The following is a 20653-nucleotide window of genomic DNA, read 5'->3' on the forward strand; positions in this document are numbered from 1 at the left end:
GGCTGCGGGGGTAACCACCCCCCGGGTGCTTCGGGCGGTCGTCGGTGTCTTGGCTCCCCCTCCGTGCTGTGGGTCCTCTGGTGGGCTGGGGTCGCGGGGGGCGGGGGGCGGGGGGGCCCCCCGCCCGGCGACTGCGAGTCATATGGAACAGATGGCGATCATCTCTTTCGTACGACGACGAAGTCAGCGAGCGCCGTGAGCTGCGCCCGCACGGTTTCGGGCATGTCGACACCGTGCAGCGCCTCGATGGCGACCGCATGCTGACGACGCGCCTCCTGAGCGGTCCACTCGCGGCCGCCCGCCTCCTCGATGAGTGCCGCACGGGCGGCGAACTCCTCTTCGGAGAAGCTGTCGAAGTCGCTGCTCTTCGCGTCGGCGGCGAGCAGCTCGCCCAGGCGCTCGGAGGCCGGTCCGCCCGCGGCAAGCGCGGCGACGACCGGCAGGGACTTCTTGCGCTGGCGCAGATCGCTCCACGTCTGCTTGCCCGTGGACTCCGGGTCGCCCCAGATCCCGAGCAGGTCGTCGACCGCCTGGAAGGCGAGGCCCAGGTGGTAGCCGTAGGCCTCCAGGACGTCGGCGGTACGGTCGTCGGCGCCGCCGAGCACCGCGCCGATGGAGCAGGCGCAGGCGAGCAGGGCACCCGTCTTGTTGCCCTCCATCTCCAGGCACTCCTCGACGGTGACCCGCTCGCGGTGCTCGTAGGAGATGTCCTGGGCCTGCCCGTCGATGAGCTTGCGGGTGGCCGAGGTCAGCCGCCGGGCCGCGCGGCCCGCCTCGACCGTCCCGAGCTCCAGCAGGATCTCGTTGGCCAGCGCGAAGAGCGCGTCGCCGACCAGGATCGCCTGGGCGGGGCCGTGCACCTTCCACACCGTGTCGCGGTGGCGCCGCTGCTCGTCGCCGTCCATCAGGTCGTCGTGCAGCAGCGAGAAGTTGTGCACGAGTTCGACGGCCACGGCGCCGGGGACACCGGCCTCGGCGGCGGCGCCGGCCGCCTCCGCGGACAGCAGGGCCAGCGCCGGGCGCACGGCCTTGCCGCCGTCGCCGTCGGCGGGCCTGCCCTGGGCGTCGATCCAGCCGAAGTGGTAGGCGGCCACGGTGTCCATGGGCGGTGCGAGCCGGTCAACGGCGGCCCGGAGCACCGGCGTGGAAAGGGCCCGTCCGCGCTCCAGAAGCGCGGTGACGTCCGTGGTGTCCGCCACGGTGTCGGAAGCCGGATTCGCCGGGGTCACTGACTCTCCTCTTGTTCCGGTGGTACTGCTCATGCCGCCTCCTGCAGCGGATGTTCGTGGGGGCGGCCGAGTGCCAGGAGTGCGGCGTCCGCTGCGCCGGCACCGCTGCGGACGGCGCCCTCCATCGTGGCGGGCCAGCCGGTGGCGGTCCATGCGCCGGCCAGGAAGACGCCGGGGGCCCCGGTACGGGTCCCGGGCCGCAGCCGGCCGACTCCGGGGGCGGGTGCGAAGGTCGCCGTCCGCTCCCGGGTGACGAAGAAGTCCCTGATCCCGGCACCGCGGGCGGCCGGCAGCAGCCGCTCCAGCTCGGGCAGGTAGCGTGCGCGCAGTTCGGCGACGGGCAGGTCGATCTCCTCGTCCGCCGCGGACTGTGAGACCGCGAGGTACTGCCCGGGTCCGGTGAGGCCCGAGGCCTCGGTGCGGTCGAAGACCCATTGGACGGGCGAGCCGAGCGCGGTGAAGAACGGCCGCCGCAGCACCTTGCGGTCGTAGACCACGTGCACGTTGAGGATCGGTGAGCTGCCGATCTCCAGCAGCTTCTCCGGCGCGTCGAGCGCGCCCTCGGGCAGCAGGTCGTACGTTTCGCGCTGCGGCACGGCCAGCACGACGGTGTCCGCCTCGATCCGCTCGGCCCCGGTGTCGACGACCCAGCGTCCGTCGTCGCCGCGGGTGAGCGCCGAGGCCTTCGTCCGGAGTTCGGTGCGGACACCGGCGGCGTCCAGGGCCTTGCGGCTCAGCGTGTCGTGGATGTCGCCGAGCGGGACGCTCGCCCAGCCGATGTCGGCCGCGCCCGGCTCGGAGAGGAGGCCGGTCTTGAAGACCTTCGCGGCGAGCGCGAGCGAGGAGTTCGGCGCGGTGGCGTTGAGCGTGGCGACGCCGACCAGGTCCCAGAGCGCCTCGATGGTGCGCGGCGACTGGCCGTGCCGGGCGAGCCAGCTGCCGAAGTCGGTGTCATCCAGTGCCGGATCGTCCGGGTCGAGCCGGCCCAGGGCCAGCGCGGCGCGCCCGACGCCCGCCCGCTCGGTGAGCGAGAGGTGCGGGTATCCGGCGAGTCCGGCGGCGAGGTGGAACGGGACCGGCAGGCCGTTGCGGCGCAGCCGTCCGAGTCGGGGTCCGGCTGGCCGTCCGACGTCGAGAACGGGCACGTCCAAACGGTTTTGCAGAGGGGCGAGCCGGGCCCCGTCGACACGGTCCAGGAACCAGCGGTAGGCGGTGCAGCAGCGCAGGTAGACATGCTGGCCGTTGTCGACCGTCAGTTCGCCGCGCCGGAAGGAGAAGGCGAGGCCGCCGAGCCGGGGCCGCCCTTCGAGCAGGGTCACGTCAAGCCCGGCGTCGGCGAGGCGCAGGGCCGAGGTGATGCCGGCGAGCCCGCCGCCGATCACCACGGCCCGGGAGGAGCGCAGGCCGTCATCCGTCATGAATCCCCCTCTCGCCAGTTCTTTCCCGTCAGGGACGCAGCGGTACGACCGAGGGTTGCCCGCCGCCCGCACTGATCATCCATGGTGCTCATGGTGCGCGAGATGTCCGCGAGGCGCATTCAGACACGCCCCCTGGCGGTCCGGCGCGAAATGTAGCGGGCGTCCAGACCGGACAGGCCGCGCACCGCCACGTACGCCTTCTCGTGGCCCGGCAGCGAGACCCGGCCGCGCAGCACCGCCTCGGGGTCGCGCTCGATCCGGTCCAGGAGCCTGCGGTAGATCCCCGCCATCGCCGCCACACAGGCACCGCTGCGGCGGTCCAGCATCGGCAGCAGCCGGTAGCCCTCGGCGAACAGGGCGCGGGCGCGCCGGACCTCGAAGTGGATCAGTCCGGCGAAGTCCGAGCCCGGCGGCGGGGTGGCCCGGTGGAAGCCCTCGGAGCAGCCGAACTTGGCCAGGTCGTCGGCGGGCAGGTAGGTGCGTCCGTTGCCCGCGTCCTCGCGGACGTCGCGCAGGATGTTGGTCAGCTGGAGCGCGAGGCCGAGCGTGTCGGCGTACTCCGCGGCGCGCTCCGAGCCGGGTGCGCCGGGCTCCGTACCGAAGACACCCAGGCTGAGACGGCCGATGGCGCCCGCGACGCACCGGCAGTAGATCTTGAGGTCGTCCCACGTCTCGTAGGTCGCGCCGCGCACGTCCATCAGCACACCGTCGATGAGCTCGTCGAGCCCCTCGAGCGGCAACGGGAACCTGCGGGCGGCGTCGGCGAGCGCGACGGCCACCGGATCGGTGTCGTCCTCGTCGACCTCACCGTTGCGCACCCGGTCCAGGAGGGTGCGGGTGCTCTCCAGGCGGACGCGCTTGGTCTCCGGCTCCAGCTCACCGTCACCGATGTCGTCGACACGACGGGAGAAGGCGTACAGCGCCGACATGGCCTGTCGCTTCTCGGCCGGCAGCAGCCTGATGCCGTACGCGAAGTTCCGCGCCTGCTGTCCGGTGACCGCCTCGCAGTAACTGTATGCGGCCTGTACCGGTGCCGACATGTACGTCGTCTGTCCCTCCACGGTCCGGCTCACCCCTCTCTACGCGCTCTTCGCAAGACAACTCCCACCTCGCGCAGCAGGCTGGGCTTGGTGGGCTTGGGCGGTCCGGGCAGTACGTCGAACCCGGCGGCCGCGATCGCGGTGAGGGCGGCACGCCCCCCTCCGACGAAGCCGGCGAGGAGCAGCTTGAGCCTGCCGTGGACGCTACCCACCAGAGGGGTGCCTTCATTCAGCAGATCTCCGGCGCGTTCCGCCTCGTACGCGACCAGTGCCCGCACCGATGCGCCCCCGCTGGGGGCCGCCAGATCAGATTCGGCCACATGGAACCTTGCCATGTCCTCGGCCGGCAGGTAGATGCGGTCCCGGCCGAGGTCCTCGGTGACGTCCTGGAGGTGCTCGACGATCTGCAGTGCGGTGCACACGGCGTCGGAGCGGCGGACGCGTTCGGGGCTCGCGGTCCCGGTGAGCTGGAGTACCAGGTGGCCGACGGGGTTGGCGGAGAGCTCGCAGTAGCCGAGCAGCTCCTCGTACGTCCCGTAACGGCGGACCTTCTGGTCCTGCCGGTTGGCCTCGATGAGGCCGAGGAAGGGTTCGGGGGTCATCGTGCGGCGCCGCACGGTGGGGCGGAGCGCCTGCAGGAGGGGGTGGTGCGGGGTCTCACCGGTGGTGGCGAAGACCCGGCGCAGGTCGGTCTCCAGCGCGTCGAGCATGGCGAGGCGGTCCTCGCTCTGTGCCGGGTCGAGACCGAGCCGGCGGGCGTCGTCGCCGCCGGGGGCGAGGTCGCCGTCACCGATGTCGTCGACGAGCCGGGCGTAGCCGTAGACGGCCATCAGATCGTCGCGCCAGGCGCGCGGCAGAAAGAACGGAGCCACCGGGAAATTCTCGTCGGCGGCCTTGTCAAGGGTTCCGGGTACGGCGGAATCAAGCCGCGTCGGGCGGGCTCGCGTCACTGCGGACCGCCCTGCACGGGGACGGCGTGAGCACCTCGGAGCTGGAGATTATCCGTCATAGCCGTCACATCTCCCGTTCTACACTGCCGACCCAAAACAACCCATTCCGGACACGCCGCCCGCCCTCCCCAGTGCGGAGGACCCCCATGAGCCTTCCACTCAGGCGGTATCGCCCCACTTGCAACGAATCAGCACCGGTACAGCTTACGTTGTACAACGCTCATCGATACGCCGGGGTGCGGGACACCTGCCGAGTGCGCGCCGTGCCGTGCCAACTTTCCCCGTGCGCACCTGGATTGACGTCATCCGGCGGGAGGAGATCTTGCCGGGGCGCGTACGACGAACCGTGGACGCCCGGCGTCCGGACCCCCGTCCGGAACGCGTGTGGCGGCCCCCGCCGGACTGATCCGGCGGGGGCCGCCACGGTGCGGTGGACGGGACAGACGCTACTTGCCGGTCTCCCGCTCGTACGCCTTCAGGACCTCTTCGGTCGGACCGTCCATCAGCAGCTCGCCCTTCTCCAGCCACAGCACCCGGTCGCAGGTGTCCCTGATCGACTTGTTGCTGTGACTGACGAGGAAGACGGTGCCGGCCTCCTTGCGGAGCTCCCGGATGCGCGCCTCGGAACGGATCTGGAACTTCCGGTCACCGGTCGCCAGCGCCTCGTCGATCATGAGGACGTCGTGGTTCTTGGCGGCCGCGATCGAGAACCGGAGCCGGGCCGCCATGCCCGAGGAGTACGTCCGCATCGGCAGGGTGATGAAGTCGCCCTTCTCGTTGATCCCGGAGAAGTCGACGATGTCCTGGTACCGCTCCCGGATCTCCTCGCGGCTCATCCCCATGGCGAGTCCGCCGAGGACGACGTTGCGCTCGCCGGTCAGATCGCTCATCAGGGCCGCGTTCACCCCGAGCAGCGAGGGCTGGCCGTCGGTGTAGACCTTGCCCCGCTCGGTCGGGAGCAGCCCCGCGATGGCCCGCAGCAAGGTCGATTTCCCGGAGCCGTTGGTCCCGATGAGACCGATCGCCTCGCCCCGGTAGGAGGTGAAGGACACGCCGCGCACGGCGTGCACCTTGCGGATCCCGCGCTCCTCGCCCTTGCCGCGGCGCAGTATCCGGCTCAGTGCCGCGGTGGCGCCGCCCTTGCCACCGCCGCCGCCGTTGACGCGGTACACGATGTGCACGTCGTCGGCGATCACGGTGGGGACGCGCCCCCCGGTGTTGTCCTCAGCCACGGCCGTACCGTTCCTCTGCCTTCCAGAAGTACACGAATCCCGCGACGCCCACCAGGAGCGCCCAGGCGAGCCCGACCAGCCAGACGTGCGACGGCAGGTTCTCGGAGCCGTAGCCGTCGATCATCGCGAACCGGACCAGGTCCATGTAGATGGCCGCGGGGTTGTACTGCAGCACATCAGCGATCCAGGACGGCTTGTCGGCGAGCATCACCGGGATGGAGAACATGACGCCCGACGCGTACATCCAGGTTCGCATGACGAACGGCATCAGCTGTGCCAGGTCGGGGGTCTTGGCACCGAGCCTCGCCATGATCAGCGCGAGGCCGGTGTTGAAGAAGAACTGCATCACCAGGGCGGGAATCACCAGCAGCCACGAGAGCCGCGGGTAGCTGCCGAAACCGACGGTCACCGCGACCAGCACGATCATCGAGTACATCAGCTGCTGGAGCTGCTGCAGCGAGAACGAGATGGGCAGCGAGGCACGGGGGAAGTGCAGCGCGCGGACCAGACCGAGGTTGCCGGCGATGGCCCGGACGCCCGCCATCACGGAGCTCTGGGTGAAGGTGAAGACAAAGACCCCGGTCACCAGGAACGGGATGAAGACATCCTGCGGAATGCCCCTCTTGGTGCCGAGGATCAGGCCGAAGATGATGAAGTAGACCGCGGCGTTCAGGAGCGGGGTGGCCACCTGCCACAGCTGGCCCAGCTTGGCCTGGCTGTACTGAGCGGTCAGCTTCGCCCGGGAGAACGCCATGATGAAGTGGCGTCGCCCGCGGAGCTGGCGCACGTACTCGAAGAGCCCCGGCCGGGCTCCGCTCACCGTCAGACCGTACTTCGCTGCCAGCTCGGCCGAGCTCAGGCCGTCGTCTGCCGATGGCGGGGTGCTCAGCGCGACCGCACCATCATGGGTTGTGTCACTCACCAGATAAGACTCTCGTATTCAAAATGCGCAGCCAGTCGCGGGCGCGGCTCAGGGCGGACAGGTCCCGAATAGAAAAATACGCCTCATGGTCCCAGAGGCGAGCCTCTCAGATGACCGGAGGGCGGCCTAGTCGCGTCAGCCGCCACACCGTACGCCACTTCATGGGGCGTCGCGGTCCGCAGGGCTTCGACCAGCCCTCCCGGAAACCGCCGAACCAGGCCTTGAGTGCCGGTCCCGACGGCTTGCGGAGCAGCGTCAGCAGCAGCCACACCCCGAGGTACACGGGGACCAGGGGCGCGGGCAGGTTGCGGCGGGCCAGCCAGACCCGGTTGCGGGCCACCATGCGGTGGTAGACGGCGTGCCGGGACGGGGCCGTGGTGGGGTGGTTGAGCACCATGTCGGCGCGGTAGTCGATCAGCCAGCCGGCGTCCAGCGCCCGCCAGGCGAGGTCGGTCTCCTCGTGCGCGTAGAAGAAGTCGCCCGGCAGCGGGCCGACCTCCGCGATGACCCGGGTGCGCACGGCGTTGGCGCCGCCGAGGAACGTCGTCACCCGGGACGAGCGCAGCGGGTCGGCGGCCCGCAGCCGGGGCACGTGGCGGCGCTGGGTGTCACCGGTGTCCGGGTCGGCGATGCGGAAGCTGATGATGCCGAGCTTGGAATCGGCCTCGAAGGCCTGCCGGCACAGCTCGGCGGTGTCGGTGAGCGGCAGCAGCCCGTCGTCGTCCAGGAACAGCAGCGCGTCCACGTCCGCGCCGGACGGCCCGAAGGCCTCGATCCCGACGTTGCGGCCGCCGGGGATGCCCAGGTTCTCGGGCAGCTCGACGGTGCGCACGCCCGCGGGGACGTCCGGTACGGGGGAACCGTTGCCGACGACGACCACCTCGATCCGGTCGCCGTCCTGCTTGGCGACCGAATCGAGCAGGGCGCGCAGCTCGGCCGGGCGGTTGCCCATCGTGATGATGACCGCGCCGAGTTTCATGGGGGTGCTCACTTCAGCCTGCTCGATGCCAGGACCGACACGAGGTGGAGGAGGGTCTGCAGCAGGGCGATGCCGGCCAGCACCGCGACCGCGAGGCGGCTGAAGAAGAGGTCGTCCCGGACCGCGTCCAGGACGGCCACGACCAGGATCACCAGCGAGGCCTCGACACAGAGGATCAGCCGGTGGAACTTGAGCGCGCCGGCGGCCCGGCGGGCGAAGGCCATGCCGGAGGAGCGCGGCTCGGAGGCCGCCTCCTTGACCGGCGGCAGCCCGCCCTGGTGGCGTGCGACACCGACGAGGTCGGTCTCGGCCTTGATCAGGATGGCGCCCAGGGCAGCGAGCGTCCCCAGGAAGGCCCACAGCCAGTCGATCCGTCCGTTGCCCCACAGGTCGGCGGCGCGCAGGCCGAAGCCGACGAGCACGGCCGCGTCACAGAGGTAGGCGCCGACCCGGTCCAGGTAGACGCCGCCCAGCGAGAACTGCTTCTTCCAGCGGGCCAGCTCGCCGTCGACGCAGTCGAGCAGCAGGTACAGCTGGACCATGAGCACGCCGAGCAGCGCGCCCGTGATGCCCGGGACGAGCAGGGCCGGAGCGGCGAGCACCCCCGCGATGGTCATCAGGTAGGTCAGCTGGTTGGGCGTGACCTTGGTGTTGACCAGGTACCGGTCCACACGCAGCGAGACCTCGCGCATGTAGATCCGGCCCGCCCAGTGCTCACCGCTGCGCCGGTCCTTGACGCCCGGGGGGTGAACGACCGGGCGAAGTTCAGCTACTGATGGTCTTGGCATAGTCGGCGTACGCGTCCCTGATCTGGTCGGTGGACAGGCTGAGGTGTTCCAGGACCGTGAAGCGTCCCGGACGGGTCTGCGGGGCGTAGTCGACGGCCTGCACGAACTCGTCGGCGGTGAAGCCGATCTCCGTGGGCAGGACCGGAAGGCCGTGCCGGCGCAGGACCTCGGCGAAGAGGCCCGATTCCTCGCGGGCTCCGCGCAGGTGCATGGCGAAGGCCGCGCCGAGGCCGACCTGCTCGCCGTGGCTCGCGGCCCGCTTGGGGAAGAGCAGGTCGAAGGCGTGACTGATCTCGTGGCAGGCGCCGGACGAGGGGCGGGTGTCGCCGCTGATCGAGATGGCGATGCCGGAGAGCACGAGCGACTCCGCGAGAACGGTGAGGAACTCGTCGTCCGCGACGGTGCCGGGGTGGCGCAGCACCGCTTCGCCGGCGGTACGGGCCATGGCGGCGGCCAGTCCGTCGATCTGCTCGTCGTTGACCTGGTGCGAGAGCTCCCAGTCGGCGATCGCGGAGATGTTGGAGATCGCGTCGCCGATGCCGGAGCGCACGAAACGCACCGGGGCCTGGCGGATCACCGAGAGGTCGATGACCATGGCGATCGGCATCGGGACCCCGTAGGAGCCTCGTCCGTTGTCGTTGTCCAGGGTCGCGACCGGTGAGCAGAGGCCGTCGTGGGCAAGGTTCGTGGCGACGGAGACCAGCGGCAGGCCGACCCGGGCCGCGGCGTACTTCGCCACGTCGATGATCTTGCCGCCGCCGAGGCCGACCACGGCGTCGTAGCGCTTGCCCTTGATGTCGTCGGCCAGCTGCACGGCGGCGTCGATGTTGCCGCCCGCGACGCAGTACCAGTCGGCGCCCGGCAGGGCCGGGGCGAGCTTCTCGCGCAGGGCCTGGCCCGAGCCGCCGCTGATCGCGATCGCGAGCTTGCCGGAGGCGGAGATCCGCTGGTCGGCCAGGAGGCCGGCCAGGTCGTCCATGGCGCCCCGGCTGATGTCGACGAAGACCGGGGAGGGGATGAGCCGGGTCAGTACTGGCACGCGATCTCCCGGCCCTTCGCGAGGTCGTCGTGGTTGTCGATCTCGACCCAGGTGACCTCACCGATCGGGGCCACGTCGACGGTGAAGCCCCGGTTGACGAGCTCCTGGTAACCGTCCTCGTAGTACAGGTCCGGGTCGCGCTCGAAGGTCGCCTTGAGCGCGTCGGCCAGCTCCTCGGCGGCCTCGGCCTCGATGAGGGTGACGCCGATGTACTCGCCGGTCGCGGTGGCCGGGTCCATCAGCTTGGTGATCCGCCGCACGCCCTTGTCGCCGTCGGTGATGACCTTCATCTCCTCGTCGGCGAGGGTCTTCACCGTGTCCAGGGCGAGGATGATCTTCTGGCCCCTGCCCCGGGCGTCCAGCAGGGTCCGCTCGACGGAGACCGGGTGGACGGTGTCGCCGATGGCGAGGATCACACCGCGCTTGAGGACCTCGCGGGCGCACCACAGGGAGTAGGCGTTGTTCCACTCCTCGGCCTTGTCGTTGTCGACGAGGACGATCTTGAGGCCGTACCTGGCCTCCAGCTCCTCCTTTCGGTCGTAGACGGCTTCCTTGCGGTAGCCGACGACGATCGCGACCTCGGTGAGGCCGATCTCGGCGAAGTTGGCCAGGGTGAGATCGAGAACGGTCTTCTCGCCGTCCACCGGCACGAGCGCCTTGGGGAGCGTGTCGGTGTAGGGGCGCAGGCGCCGTCCCGCGCCCGCTGCCAGTACGAGGCCGATCATGCGGGGTCTCCTTCGTCGTGAACGGCGGGTGCTCCGGAGGACACCCAGAAGCGGATGGACTCCACCACCACGACCAGGGCCACGGCCACGGCGAGAGCGGTGAGTGCCAGGGTGAACCCCTGGTCTCCGGTGAGTACGGCCGCGAGTACGGCCACCGCCAGGATCCGGCCCTCGTGTCCGCCGATGCTGCGGACCAGCCACCGGGGCGGCGCGCCGGTGCCGCCCCGGATGCGGTACACCGTGTCGTAGTGATGGTAGGCGACCGCCGATACGAGTCCGAAGGCCGCGGGAAGCGCCCCGTCGATGTCGCTGCGGGCGGCCAGCGCGAGGATCGTGCAGTACTCGGCGGCCCGGAACACCGGGGGGACGAGCCAGTCGAGTGCGCCCAGGAGGGGGCGGGCGACGGCCAGGCCGGAGCAGACCGTGTAGAAGACGGCGGCGATGATCATCTGCCCGCTGCCGAAGGGCTGCTGGAGCGCGGCCGCGATCAGCGCGCCCGCTCCGACGACCGCGAGCACGGGGGCGGCCCAGGCGCCCGGGATCCGGGGGCTGACGGCCGCCACCAGCTGGGCGAACGGGCCGGAGTCGGCGAGGTCCGCGAGGGCCTGCGCGGCCCGGGGCGTGCGCCGGGCCTTGCGGGTCAGCGAGCGCAGCAGCCGGCCCGCCGTGGTGTAACAGGCCGCGAAGGCGCAGCCGACGAGCAGTGCGTAGAAGACGATCCGGGGTGTGGTGAACGCGGTCAGTACGGCGATCATCGCCCAGCGCTCACCGATCGGGAGCACGATCATCCGGCGCAGCCAGACCGTCCAGGAGACGCTGTCCAGCTTGTCGGAGAGGGCTGCCGTGGGGCTGGAGTTCGCCACCGCGTCGTGGTTCGCCTCGTTGAACGAGAAGTCGATGACATGGCGGCAGGACTGGAGCACCATCGCGCCGAGCGCCAGTACCCAGACGTCGTCGCCGCCGCGGGCCGCGCCGAGCGCGAGGCCCGCGTAGTAGGCGTACTCCTTGGCCCGGTCGAAGGTGGCGTCGAGCCAGGCGCCCAGCGTCGAGTACTGGAGCGAGTAGCGGGCGAGCTGCCCGTCGGTGCAGTCCAGGACGAAGGAGAAGAGGAGCAGCAGGCCGGCGGCGACGTATCCGCCGCGGGTGCCGGTGGCCGCGCAGCCGGCCGCGACCAGGGCGGCCAGCAGGGACGCCGTGGTGACCTGGTTGGGGGTGAATCCGCGGCGCGCGCACCAGCGGGCGAGGTAGCGCGAGTACGGGCTGATGCAGTACGTGGTGAAGAAGCCGTCGCGGGCCTTCACAGCGCTGCGCAGCCGGATCGCCTCGTCGTCGACGGCGGCGACCGCGGCGAGCCCGGCCGCGCGGGCGCCGTCGTCGGCCGGGACGGCCGCGACGAGCGAACCGAGCTCCGGACGCTGCACAGCGGTGCCCTCGGCGTCCATCGTGAGGGCGAGCCGGCCGGGCACGGTGCGGTCGGTGACCGTGGCGGTGCCGCCGGGCGGGCCGGTGGGAACGCCGGCGCCGACCGCCTTGCTGGTGCTGCTCAGGGCGTGGACCAGGGCGTCGCGCGCCTCGGACTGCACGGTGAGCGCGCCGGGCACGGTGGCGGCGGGGAATCGGGGGTCGGTCAGTCCGAGCCGCAGGGCGTGGACGTGGCCGACGAAACGGGGGTCGACGAGCGCGACCCGGCTGTCGACGGGAACGTCGGACAGCAGCCGCGCGGCCTCACTGACATCGGCGGCGACCTGTACGTCGAAGCCCAGTGACCGCAGATCGTCCTCGATGGACGATCCGGGCACCGGAGCACCTGTGAGAATGGCGGTCGACAGACGAACTCACTCCTTGGTGCTGACACGGGTCGGCGCTCGACGGCACGGCCCCGATGCGGGCCGGCGGCATGTCGGCAGAGGCTATCGGATGAACGGAACCGGGAGTTCACTGCCCGTTTATGCTCCGTTCCGGGTGGGCCTGGATCATGCGGCGCCGCCCGCGATCATCATCGTCGATGGCGGCCTCGCCTGACAAAACGCGGTGGGCCTGCCCATAGGGTGGCGCGCATGACATGGCTGATCACAGGCGGAGCGGGTTATATCGGGGCACATGTGGTGCGGGCCCTGGGGGAAGCCGGTGAGCGGGTGGTCGTTCTCGACGACCTCTCGTCCGGCAGTCCGGACCGGCTGCCGGACGGGGTCCCGCTGGTCCGGGGCTCGACGTCCGACCGCGCGCTGCTGGACCGGGTGCTGGCCGGGCACGACGTGAACGGTGTGATCCATCTCGCGGCGAAGAAGCAGGTCGGCGAGTCCGTCGGGAAGCCGCTCCTGTACTACCGGGAGAACATCGGCGGGCTGACCGTCCTGCTGGAGGCCGTCGCGGCCGCCGGAGTGCGGAGTTTCCTGTTCTCCTCGTCGGCCGCGGTGTACGGCGTGCCGGAGGCGGAGCTGATCACCGAGGAGGCCCCCTGCCTGCCGATCAACCCGTACGGGGAGACGAAGCTCGCCGGGGAGTGGCTGGTGCGGGCGGCCGGGCGGGCGCACGGCCTGTCCACCGGGTGCCTGCGCTACTTCAACGTGGCGGGCGCGGCCGCGCCCGAGCTTTCGGACACCGGCGTCTTCAACGTGATCCCGATGTTCTTCGACCGGCTCACCCGCGGCGAGGCCCCGCTGATCTTCGGTGACGACTACGCCACCCCGGACGGCACCTGCATCCGCGACTACATCCACGTCTCGGACCTGGCCGACGCGCACCTGGCGGTCGCCCGGCGCCTCGGCGCCCAGGACGGCCCCGGTGACCTGACCGTCAACATCGGACGCGGCGAGGGCGTCTCGGTACGCGAGCTGGCGGATCTGGTGACGGAGGTCACCGGCCTCAACCGGCGGCCCGAGTTCGGACCGAGGCGGCCCGGCGACGCCTCCAAGGCGGTGGCGTCCTGTGACCGGATCTGGGGGGAACTGGGCTGGAAGGCCCGGCGCGGGGTCCGCGAGATGGTCGGGTCGGCCTGGCGGGGCTGGCTGCTGCACCACCCCGCGCCGCCCGCCCCATGAGCTGCCCCAAGGGCTCGTCCGACGCTCTGACATGCGGCCATTTCCGCAGGTCAGAGTAGTTGGCAACGGTGTTCACTGCCGTGTTGCCCGATACCCCCCGCCCGTAGTTCACTGGCATTGCCCGGGCGAAAAGCGTCCGGGCCCGCGCGACGACCGGGAGGCGTCCCCATGGGGGCTGGGCACGACCACGGACATACGCACGGCGGCCCCGCACCCACCGGCACCGCGGCCGCCGCGTACCAAGGACGGCTGCGGATCGCGCTGGGCATCACGCTCACCGTGACGGTGATGGAGATCGTCGGCGGGCTGGTCTCCGGCTCCCTGGCACTGATCGCCGACGCGGCCCACATGGCGACCGACGCGCTGGGCCTGGGCATGGCCCTGCTGGCGATCCACTTCGCCAACAAGCCGGCCGGGCCGAACCGCACCTTCGGCTACGCCCGCGCCGAGATCCTCGCCGCGCTGGCCAACTGTCTGATGCTGCTCGGGGTCGGCGGCTACCTCCTCTTCGAGGCGGTCGAGCGGTTCGTCAGCCCGGCCGAGACCAAGGGCGGGCTGACGATCGCCTTCGCCCTGGTCGGCCTGGTGGCGAACATGGTGTCGCTGTCGCTGCTGATGCGCGGCCAGAAGGACAGCCTGAACGTGCGGGGCGCCTATCTGGAGGTGCTCGCGGACACCCTCGGTTCGGTGACCGTGCTGATCTCGGCGGGCATCATCCTGGCCACGGGCTGGCAGGCCGCCGACCCGATCGCCTCGCTGCTCATCGGCCTCATGATCGTTCCGCGTACGGTGAAGCTGCTCAGGGAGACCCTGAACGTCCTGCTGGAGTCGGCGCCCAAGGGCGTCGACATGAGTGAGGTGCGCGACCACATCACGGCCCTGCCCGGGGTGCTGGACGTCCACGACCTGCACGCGTGGACGATCACCTCCGGCATGCCGGTGCTGTCCGCCCATGTGGTGGTGCACCAGGAGCTGCTCGACTCGATCGGGCACGAGAAGCTCCTGCACGAGCTGCAGGGCTGCCTCGGCGACCACTTCGACGTCGAGCACTGCACCTTCCAGCTGGAGCCGAGCGGGCACGCCGAGCACGAGGCGAAGCTGTGCCGCTGAGCACGTGAGGACCCGTGCGCGCGGGCGGGCGACAGCGCACGACAGCCGCCGGGAGACCGCCGGAATCGCCGATGTACGGTGGAATCCACACTCGATCAAAGGTTCCTCGTCTTGACCGAAACCCATCAGCCCCGGCACTGGACGGCCCGACCCGAGACGCCTGCGGACATCGCCGCCGTGCACGCGGTGAACGTCGCCGCGTTCGAGACCCGCGCCGAGGCCGATCTGGTGGACGCTCTGCGCGAGGACCCGGCGGCCTGGCTGCCCGGTCTCTCCTTCGTCGCCGACGCGGCCGACGGTTCCGTGGCCGCCCACGCCCTGCTGACCCGCTGCCGGGTCGGGGACGCACCCGCGCTGGCGCTTGCCCCGGTGGCCACGACGCCCGGGCACCAACGCCGGGGCGCGGGGCAGGCGGTGGTGCGGGCCGCGCTCGACGCGGCGCGACTGCGCGGGGAGTCACTGGTCCTGGTGCTCGGTCATCGCGAGTATTACCCGAGGTTCGGCTTCGTGCCCGCGTCGCGGTACGGCATCCGGCCGGGCTTCGAGGTACCGGACGAGGCGATGATGGCGCTGGTCCTCGATGGTTCCGTAACCGTGCCCCGGGGCATGATCCAGTATCCGGCGGCGTTCGGGGTCTGACCTGCGCGTCCGGTCCCCGTGACACCGCCGGACCGGACATGCCAGGGCCCGAAGTGCCGACAAGCCGCTTTTGTACGGCAGACTTGCGCAGACTCGACGGGACCGGCGCACGGGGCCGGGACCACAGCGAAGGATGGGTATGCCGACCACACCAGCCACCGCGGCGAACAGCTCGTCGAACGGCACAGCAGAAGCGATCATGCTCGAACTGGTCGACGAGAACGGCACCACCATCGGCACGGCGGAGAAGCTCGCTGCCCACCAGGCACCCGGCCAACTGCACCGCGCCTTCTCGGTGTTCCTCTTCGACGAGCAGGGCCGGCTGCTGCTGCAGCGGCGCGCCCCGGGGAAGTACCACTCCCCCGGTGTCTGGTCCAACACCTGTTGCGGTCACCCGTATCCGGGCGAGGCGCCCTTCGCAGCCGCCGCCCGGCGGACCTACGAGGAACTGGGCGTCTCCCCCTCGCTGCTGGCCGAGGCGGGCACCGTCCGCTACAACCACCCCGACCCCGCGTCGGGCCTGGTGGAGCAGGAGTTCAACCACCTCTTCGTGGGCATGGCCCAGGAGCGGCTGCGGCCGGATCCGGAGGAGGTGGGCGAGACGGCCTTCGTGTCGGCCGGGGAGCTGGCCGAGCGGCATGCCGCGGCGCCCTTCTCGGCATGGTTCATGACGGTGCTGGACGCGGCCCGGCCCGCGATCCGTGAGCTGACCGGCCCGGCCGCGGGCTGGTAGCCGGGGCGGCCGCAGGCGCGGAGAGGCCGGTCAGGGGCGCGTGCTGAGCGGCAGCGCCGCCCAGATGACCTTTCCGCCGCCCGCGGTGTGCTCCACATCGCAGACCCCGCCGGCCTCTCTGGTGATCTCCCGCACCAGCAGCAGCCCCCGGCCGCCCGTCTGCGCGTAGTCGGTCTCCAGCGCCGTCGGACGGTACGGGTGGTTGTCCTCGACGGACACCCGTACCCATGCGGCGTCCACCGCCACCTCCACGGCGAGCTCCGGGGAGAGCAGTGCCGCGTGCTTCACGGCGTTGGTGACCAGCTCGGAGACGATGAGCAGCAGCCCCTGGGCGATGTCCTCGTCCAGGGGTACGCCCTGGCGGTCCAGCAGATCGCGTACGGCGTGCCTGGCCCGGGGTACGGAGACATCCGTGGCCGGGGCGGTGAACCGCCAGACCCCTTCGTACGACACGGGCCCGGCGGGGACACTCCCGCGGCTCTCCATAGACCGGTACCCGCTCTCCACTCGATGGTGACTGCACGTCGAGTACAGGGTGCGGGGCGTAGTTGGTCCGGTCCGTACCACTGAGCAGAAGTCGACTCCTATCGACAGAACTTGACCGGACAGCTGCGGATACGTCAGCTCTGAGACCGCTTTTGCTCGTCTCCCGAACCCTCCTCCGGCCCGGCCCGGTCCGCCCCCGTCCGGTCCTGGCCCGTCACGGGCGTCCCTCCGGCCGGCGTCAGCTGGTCCGAGACCATGGAGACGATCCGGCGGCCGCCCACACCGATCGCGATGAGCCCGAGTCCGTCGAAGAGCAGCGCGAGCGAGAAGAAGCAGCCGAGCACGTAGAGGCTGCTGTGCGGCCAGTCGAAGAGGACCAGCAGACCCAGCAGCAGCCCGAAGGCTCCCTGCAGCAGGGTCCAGCCGAACTGCGGGCCGCGCACCACGACACTGCCGACGAGGCGGAACACCCCACCGGTCAGGAAAAGCAGGGCGGCGAACATGGTGAGCGCCTCGGCCGTGCCGTGCGGATGGCGGATGACCACGACCCCGGCGGCGATGTTCAGGGCGGCGACCACCACGGCCAGCCAGAAGAAGCTGGTGCCGCGCGACTGGATCGCGTGGAGCAGCCCGACCAGGCCGCCGATCAGCAGCAGCCAGCCGAAGAGGATCATCGAGGTGAGCGTCGCGACGCCGGTGTAGACGAGACCGATCAGACCGGCGACGACGAGTACGGCACCCAACAGGGCGAGGCCGCTGAAACTGCGGCTGAGCTTCCTGCCTTCTTTTACGGGATCGGCCACCGGAAGCTCCTCTGGGGTGCGTACCTGCTGCGTGACCCCTTCTTGATCATAGGTTCGAACGGTACGGATAGCATCCGGCGCATGGACCGTACGGAACCCCGGCTGGAGCTCACCGTCGCGGACGGCGTCGCCACCCTCGTCATCAGCAATCCCGCCAAGCGCAACGCCATGACGGCCGCGATGTGGCGGTCGGTGCCGGTGCTGCTCGCGGATCTGGCCGCCGATCCCTCGGCGCGCGCCCTGGTGCTGACGGGCGCCGGGGACACCTTCTGCGCGGGGGCGGACATCTCCTCCCTCCGCGACCCGGCACACGCCCCGCAGGAGCTCGCGGTGGCCGCCGAGGAGGCGCTGGCGGCCTTCCCCCGGCCGACGCTCGCCGCGGTGCGCGGCTACTGCGTGGGCGGGGGAAGCCAGCTGGCGGCGGCCTGCGATCTGCGGTTCGCCGAGGAGGGCGCGTCGTTCGGCGTCACCCCCGCCAGGCTCGGGATCGTCTACCCCGCGTCCTCGACCCGCCGGCTGGTCACGCTGACCGGCCCGGCGACGGCGAAGCACCTGCTGTTCTCCGGCGAGCTGATCGGCACGGAGCGGGCGCTGCGGACCGGCCTGGTCGACGAGGTGCTGCCGGCCGGTGAGCTGGACGCGCGGGTCGGGGCCTACACGCGGGTCCTGGTGGCCCGTTCGCAGCTGACCCAGGCGGCCGCGAAGGAGTTCGCCGAGGGGCGCGAGGACCGGGACGCCCACTGGGCGGACCAGGCCCGCCGCAGCGACGACACCGCGGAGGGGGTCGCCGCGTTCCTGGAGCGGCGCGCGCCCCGCTTCACCTGGCCGTCCCGGGCCTGACCGTTGCCCGCCGGACCCGCTACCGCAGGATGAAACGGCTCTTTGCGCGCCACTCCTCGACGATCGCGGCCGGCGCCTTCTCGGGGGACCCGGCGTCGTAGGGCGGCTGCGGGTCGTACTCGGTCAGCAGCTGCACGGACTGCGCGTACCGGTCCCCGGCGATCCGGCCGAGCAGGGTGAGGGCCATGTCGATGCCGGACGAGACGCCGGCGGCCGTGACGTACTTGCCGTCGATGACGACGCGTTCGCCGGTCGGCTCCGCGCCGTACTCCTTCAGTGTGTCGAGGGCGAGCCAGTGCGAGGTCCCGCGCCGTCCCTCCAGGAGTCCGGCGGCCGCGAGCAGCAGCGAACCGGTGCACACGGAGGTCGTCCAGGTGCTGGTGGCATCGGCGGTGCGCAGCCAGTCGAGCAGGGTCTCGTTCGACATCTGGGCGCTCTGCCCCGGACCACCGGGAACGATCACCAGATCGGGCGCCGGGACGTCTTCGAGCGTCCGTTCCGCGACCAGCGACAGGCTGCCGGAGTCGTTGCGCACGGGCCCGGTGCGCTCGGCGACGAAGACGGTCTCCGCGCCGGGGGCACGGGACAGGATCTCGTAGGGTCCGACGGCGTCGAGTGCGGTGAAGCGGTCGAAGAGGACGATGGCGATCCGCATGGTGCTGCCTGCCTTCCGGTCAGAGACCGTTGGTGAGGGGCTGGGGGTGGGCGGGGCCGGTCCGGCCGGGGGGCGGGGCCTGCGGCCGGGGGGCGAACCGTCTGCGGTACTCGGCGGGTGCGGTGCCCAGCGCCTTGACGAACGCGCGGCGCATCGCCTCCGGTGTGCCGTATCCGCACATCCGCGAGATGCCGGCGACGCCGTCGGAGGTGTCCTCCAGCAGCCTGCGGGCCTGTTCGAGGCGGACGCGGTCGACGTACCGGCCTGGCGTCATGCCGGTCTCGGCCTGGAACGCGCGGGCGAAGTGGCGCGGCGAGAGCCGGGCGCGGGCGGCGAGGGCCTCGACGGACAGGTCGTCGCCGGGGTGCTCGGTGATCCAGTGCTGGACTTCGCGCAACGGTTCGCGGCGGGCCGTCTGGGCGGTAAGCTGGGCGCTGAACTGGGCCTGGTTCCCCGGCCTGCGCAGGAAGACCACCAGATGCCGAGCGCGACGTCCCGGCCGTGGTCCTCCTCGACGAGTGCCAGCGCGAGGTCGATGCCCGCGGTGACCCCGGCCGAGGTGGCCAGCCTGCCGTCCCGCACGAAGATGGGGTCCGGGTCGACCTCGACGGCCGGATGGGTGCGGGCGAGGTGGTCGCAGGCCGTCCAGTGCGTGGTCACCCGGTGCCCGTCCAGCTGGCCGGCCGAGGCGAGCAGCAGGGCTCCGGTGCAGACGGAGACGAGGCGCTCCGCGTGCGGGGCGTGCTCGCGCAGCCAGTCGATCAGGGCGGGGTCGGGGTGGCGGGTACCCCCGCCGCCGGGGACCAGGAGGGTGTGGGCCGCTCCGGCGTCCGCGAGCCTGCTGTCGGGGACGAGCGTGAGGCCGCTCGACGAGCGGACCGGGGCGCCGTCCAGCGAGGCGGTGCGCAGGTCGTAGGAGATCTCCGGGAACCGGGATGCTCCGGCGAAGACCTCCATCGGGCCGCTCACATCGAGGCTCTGGACGCCGTCGAAGAGCACGACGAGCACGGATCGCTGCTTCATGTCCGCCATCCTGGGCCTGGGCCCAGGATGGCCGCAATGACGGGTTCCCCACCTTTCCTGCCATAGCGCGTCTCGGCATACCTGATTCGCGGTCCGGGGTTCCGGTCCGTACCGACCAGTCGGTAACGTGCGGGGTATGAGTACTCTCCCGCCCCGTGCCGGACGCCGCTGCCACAACGCCCTCAACCCCCTGCACTCCGCGCTCTACTTCTCCCCCGACCTCGGCAAGGAGCTCGCCGGGATCGGGATCACCGACTCCTCCGCCGCGTACTTCGCCGCCCGCTCGGCCGCGATGGGCGCCGTCGGCGCGGGTACGGTCACCGCGACCTTCTACAACTTCAACCACGAGCTCGTCGCCCGGCACGTGCCCGCCGTCTGGGACACCGCCTCACCCGGCCAGGTCCTGGCGGCCCGGCTGCGCGCCGCCGACTCCACGCTGCGCAGGCTGCTCGGCGAGGAGATCATCGCATCGCCCGAGATGGCGGAGGCCGCGCAGCTCGCCCTGCGCGCCACCGAGGGCTGTACGCGACACGCCCGGCCGCTCTACGCCGCCCATGCCGATCTCCCGGTGCCGGAGCAGCCTCACCTGGCGTACTGGCACGCCGCGACCCTGCTGCGGGAACACCGCGGCGACGCCCATCTCGCCGCCCTCCTCGCGGCCGGCCTCGACCCGCTGGAGGCCCTGGTCAGCCACACCGCCACCGGCAAGGGCATGGCGCCCCGCTGGATCCTGGTCACCCGCGGCTGGCGGCGCACCGACTGGGAGGCCGCGTCCGAGCGGCTGCGCGAGCGCGGACTGCTCACCGCCGAGGGCGAGTTGACGGAGGAGGGCGCCGCGCTCCGGGCCGGCGTCGAGGAGTCCACGGACCGGATGGACCTCGCCCCGTACGAACACCTGGGCGGCGCCGGAGTGGCCCGGCTGACCGAGCTGGGCCGGGGATTCCTCGCCACCGCGTTCGCCGCGGGCGCGTTCCCGGCGGACGCGACCGGCTGACCGGGCG

General features: G+C 71.4%; 20 protein-coding genes and 1 pseudogene. 6 read left to right on the forward strand and 15 right to left on the reverse strand.

What is annotated here, in order from left to right; genetic code table 11:
* Window positions 1-158 precede the first annotated feature (158 nt).
* The 11 genes from ACGFU6_RS03300 to ACGFU6_RS03350 all read right to left on the reverse strand — a co-directional run bounded on the left by ACGFU6_RS03300 (window position 159) and on the right by ACGFU6_RS03350 (window position 12121).
* Window positions 159-1262: a polyprenyl synthetase family protein gene (locus ACGFU6_RS03300; RefSeq protein WP_185092626.1), complete on the reverse strand. Its 1104-nt coding sequence runs from the start codon at window positions 1260-1262 to the stop codon at window positions 159-161.
* Window positions 1259-2647, reverse strand: a complete 1389-nt coding sequence (hpnE, locus tag ACGFU6_RS03305) for a hydroxysqualene dehydroxylase HpnE (RefSeq protein ID WP_393607812.1) — start codon at window positions 2645-2647, stop codon at window positions 1259-1261. The genes ACGFU6_RS03300 and hpnE overlap by 4 nt, the downstream gene beginning before the upstream one ends.
* A 119-nt stretch (window positions 2648-2766) precedes the next feature.
* Window positions 2767-3687, reverse strand: a complete 921-nt coding sequence (hpnD, locus tag ACGFU6_RS03310) for a presqualene diphosphate synthase HpnD (RefSeq protein WP_393607813.1) — start codon at window positions 3685-3687, stop codon at window positions 2767-2769.
* A gap of 29 nt (window positions 3688-3716) precedes the next feature.
* Window positions 3717-4637 (reverse strand): squalene synthase HpnC, encoded by a 921-nt coding sequence (gene hpnC, locus ACGFU6_RS03315; RefSeq protein WP_393607814.1) that lies wholly within the window; start codon window positions 4635-4637, stop codon window positions 3717-3719.
* Between the two features lie 446 nt (window positions 4638-5083).
* On the reverse strand, window positions 5084-5869 hold the full coding sequence (locus ACGFU6_RS03320; protein WP_123530546.1) for an ABC transporter ATP-binding protein: 786 nt from the start codon (window positions 5867-5869) through the stop codon (window positions 5084-5086).
* Window positions 5862-6791, reverse strand: coding sequence for an ABC transporter permease (locus tag ACGFU6_RS03325; protein ID WP_393607815.1), 930 nt, complete (start codon window positions 6789-6791; stop codon window positions 5862-5864). Before ACGFU6_RS03325 ends, ACGFU6_RS03320 begins: the two co-directional genes overlap by 8 nt.
* Before the next feature lie 106 nt (window positions 6792-6897).
* On the reverse strand, window positions 6898-7770 hold the full coding sequence (locus ACGFU6_RS03330; RefSeq protein WP_393608349.1) for a glycosyltransferase family 2 protein: 873 nt from the start codon (window positions 7768-7770) through the stop codon (window positions 6898-6900).
* Between the two features lie 8 nt (window positions 7771-7778).
* Entirely contained in the window at window positions 7779-8558 is a 780-nt protein-coding gene (locus tag ACGFU6_RS03335; RefSeq protein ID WP_393607816.1) for a CDP-alcohol phosphatidyltransferase family protein, read from the reverse strand.
* Entirely contained in the window at window positions 8536-9597 is a 1062-nt protein-coding gene (locus ACGFU6_RS03340; RefSeq protein ID WP_393607817.1) for an iron-containing alcohol dehydrogenase family protein, read from the reverse strand. The genes ACGFU6_RS03335 and ACGFU6_RS03340 overlap by 23 nt, the downstream gene beginning before the upstream one ends.
* Complete coding sequence (locus tag ACGFU6_RS03345; protein ID WP_393607818.1) at window positions 9585-10322, reverse strand: sugar phosphate nucleotidyltransferase; 738 nt, start codon at window positions 10320-10322, stop codon at window positions 9585-9587. Before ACGFU6_RS03345 ends, ACGFU6_RS03340 begins: the two co-directional genes overlap by 13 nt.
* Window positions 10319-12121: a DUF5941 domain-containing protein gene (locus ACGFU6_RS03350; protein ID WP_393607819.1), complete on the reverse strand. Its 1803-nt coding sequence runs from the start codon at window positions 12119-12121 to the stop codon at window positions 10319-10321. Before ACGFU6_RS03350 ends, ACGFU6_RS03345 begins: the two co-directional genes overlap by 4 nt.
* A 258-nt stretch (window positions 12122-12379) precedes the next feature.
* Between ACGFU6_RS03350 and galE the strand changes: the two genes are divergently transcribed.
* The 4 genes from galE to idi all read left to right on the forward strand — a co-directional run bounded on the left by galE (window position 12380) and on the right by idi (window position 15845).
* Window positions 12380-13363 (forward strand): UDP-glucose 4-epimerase GalE, encoded by a 984-nt coding sequence (gene galE, locus ACGFU6_RS03355; RefSeq protein WP_393607820.1) that lies wholly within the window; start codon window positions 12380-12382, stop codon window positions 13361-13363.
* 168 nt (window positions 13364-13531) lie between these two features.
* Complete coding sequence (locus tag ACGFU6_RS03360) at window positions 13532-14473, forward strand: cation diffusion facilitator family transporter (RefSeq protein ID WP_393607821.1); 942 nt, start codon at window positions 13532-13534, stop codon at window positions 14471-14473.
* A 111-nt stretch (window positions 14474-14584) separates the two neighbouring features.
* Window positions 14585-15112, forward strand: a complete 528-nt coding sequence (locus ACGFU6_RS03365; protein ID WP_393607822.1) for a GNAT family N-acetyltransferase — start codon at window positions 14585-14587, stop codon at window positions 15110-15112.
* A 139-nt stretch (window positions 15113-15251) separates the two neighbouring features.
* A complete protein-coding gene (gene idi / locus ACGFU6_RS03370) occupies window positions 15252-15845 on the forward strand; it encodes an isopentenyl-diphosphate Delta-isomerase (protein ID WP_393607823.1) in 594 nt (197 codons plus the stop codon).
* Window positions 15846-15875: 30 nt separating this feature from the next.
* Here idi and ACGFU6_RS03375 read toward each other — a convergent pair whose 3' ends face one another.
* On the reverse strand, window positions 15876-16331 hold the full coding sequence (locus ACGFU6_RS03375; RefSeq protein WP_393607824.1) for an ATP-binding protein: 456 nt from the start codon (window positions 16329-16331) through the stop codon (window positions 15876-15878).
* A 134-nt stretch (window positions 16332-16465) separates the two neighbouring features.
* The gene (locus ACGFU6_RS03380; RefSeq protein WP_393607825.1) at window positions 16466-17134 is read right to left on the reverse strand and encodes an HdeD family acid-resistance protein; all 669 of its coding nucleotides are present in this window, start codon (window positions 17132-17134) and stop codon (window positions 16466-16468) included.
* An 81-nt stretch (window positions 17135-17215) separates the two neighbouring features.
* Here ACGFU6_RS03380 and ACGFU6_RS03385 point away from each other — a divergent pair, with 81 nt between their 5' ends.
* Window positions 17216-17974 carry an enoyl-CoA hydratase/isomerase family protein gene (locus tag ACGFU6_RS03385; protein ID WP_393607826.1) on the forward strand — a complete coding sequence of 253 codons (759 nt, stop codon included), beginning with the start codon at window positions 17216-17218 and terminating at the stop codon, window positions 17972-17974.
* 19 nt (window positions 17975-17993) lie between these two features.
* On the opposite strand, the gene ACGFU6_RS03390 is transcribed toward ACGFU6_RS03385, so the two are convergent.
* Both ACGFU6_RS03390 and ACGFU6_RS03395 read right to left on the reverse strand, forming a co-directional pair.
* On the reverse strand, window positions 17994-18629 hold the full coding sequence (locus ACGFU6_RS03390; protein ID WP_393607827.1) for a DJ-1/PfpI family protein: 636 nt from the start codon (window positions 18627-18629) through the stop codon (window positions 17994-17996).
* A gap of 19 nt (window positions 18630-18648) precedes the next feature.
* Window positions 18649-19652 (reverse strand): annotated as a pseudogene (locus ACGFU6_RS03395) (GlxA family transcriptional regulator).
* Between the two features lie 136 nt (window positions 19653-19788).
* Here ACGFU6_RS03395 and ACGFU6_RS03400 point away from each other — a divergent pair.
* Complete coding sequence (locus ACGFU6_RS03400) at window positions 19789-20646, forward strand: hypothetical protein (protein ID WP_393607828.1); 858 nt, start codon at window positions 19789-19791, stop codon at window positions 20644-20646.
* Window positions 20647-20653: the final 7 nt, after the last annotated feature.

Origin of the sequence: Streptomyces sp. NPDC048462, assembly GCF_043200175.1 — a bacterium.
In the GTDB taxonomy this organism is placed as follows: domain Bacteria; phylum Actinomycetota; class Actinomycetes; order Streptomycetales; family Streptomycetaceae; genus Streptomyces.

Coding starts and splice junctions, on each gene's coding strand:
- ACGFU6_RS03300 (WP_185092626.1), bottom strand. CDS start 1,262: ATGAGCAGTACCACCGGAACAAGAGGAGAGTCAGTGACCCCGGCGAAT.
- hpnE (WP_393607812.1), bottom strand. CDS start 2,647: ATGACGGATGACGGCCTGCGCTCCTCCCGGGCCGTGGTGATCGGCGGC.
- hpnD (WP_393607813.1), bottom strand. CDS start 3,687: ATGTCGGCACCGGTACAGGCCGCATACAGTTACTGCGAGGCGGTCACC.
- ACGFU6_RS03330 (WP_393608349.1), bottom strand. CDS start 7,770: ATGAAACTCGGCGCGGTCATCATCACGATGGGCAACCGCCCGGCCGAG.
- ACGFU6_RS03335 (WP_393607816.1), bottom strand. CDS start 8,558: ATGCCAAGACCATCAGTAGCTGAACTTCGCCCGGTCGTTCACCCCCCG.
- ACGFU6_RS03345 (WP_393607818.1), bottom strand. CDS start 10,322: ATGATCGGCCTCGTACTGGCAGCGGGCGCGGGACGGCGCCTGCGCCCC.
- galE (WP_393607820.1), top strand. CDS start 12,380: ATGACATGGCTGATCACAGGCGGAGCGGGTTATATCGGGGCACATGTG.
- ACGFU6_RS03360 (WP_393607821.1), top strand. CDS start 13,532: ATGGGGGCTGGGCACGACCACGGACATACGCACGGCGGCCCCGCACCC.
- idi (WP_393607823.1), top strand. CDS start 15,252: ATGCCGACCACACCAGCCACCGCGGCGAACAGCTCGTCGAACGGCACA.
- ACGFU6_RS03375 (WP_393607824.1), bottom strand. CDS start 16,331: ATGGAGAGCCGCGGGAGTGTCCCCGCCGGGCCCGTGTCGTACGAAGGG.
- ACGFU6_RS03385 (WP_393607826.1), top strand. CDS start 17,216: ATGGACCGTACGGAACCCCGGCTGGAGCTCACCGTCGCGGACGGCGTC.
- ACGFU6_RS03390 (WP_393607827.1), bottom strand. CDS start 18,629: ATGCGGATCGCCATCGTCCTCTTCGACCGCTTCACCGCACTCGACGCC.
- ACGFU6_RS03400 (WP_393607828.1), top strand. CDS start 19,789: ATGAGTACTCTCCCGCCCCGTGCCGGACGCCGCTGCCACAACGCCCTC.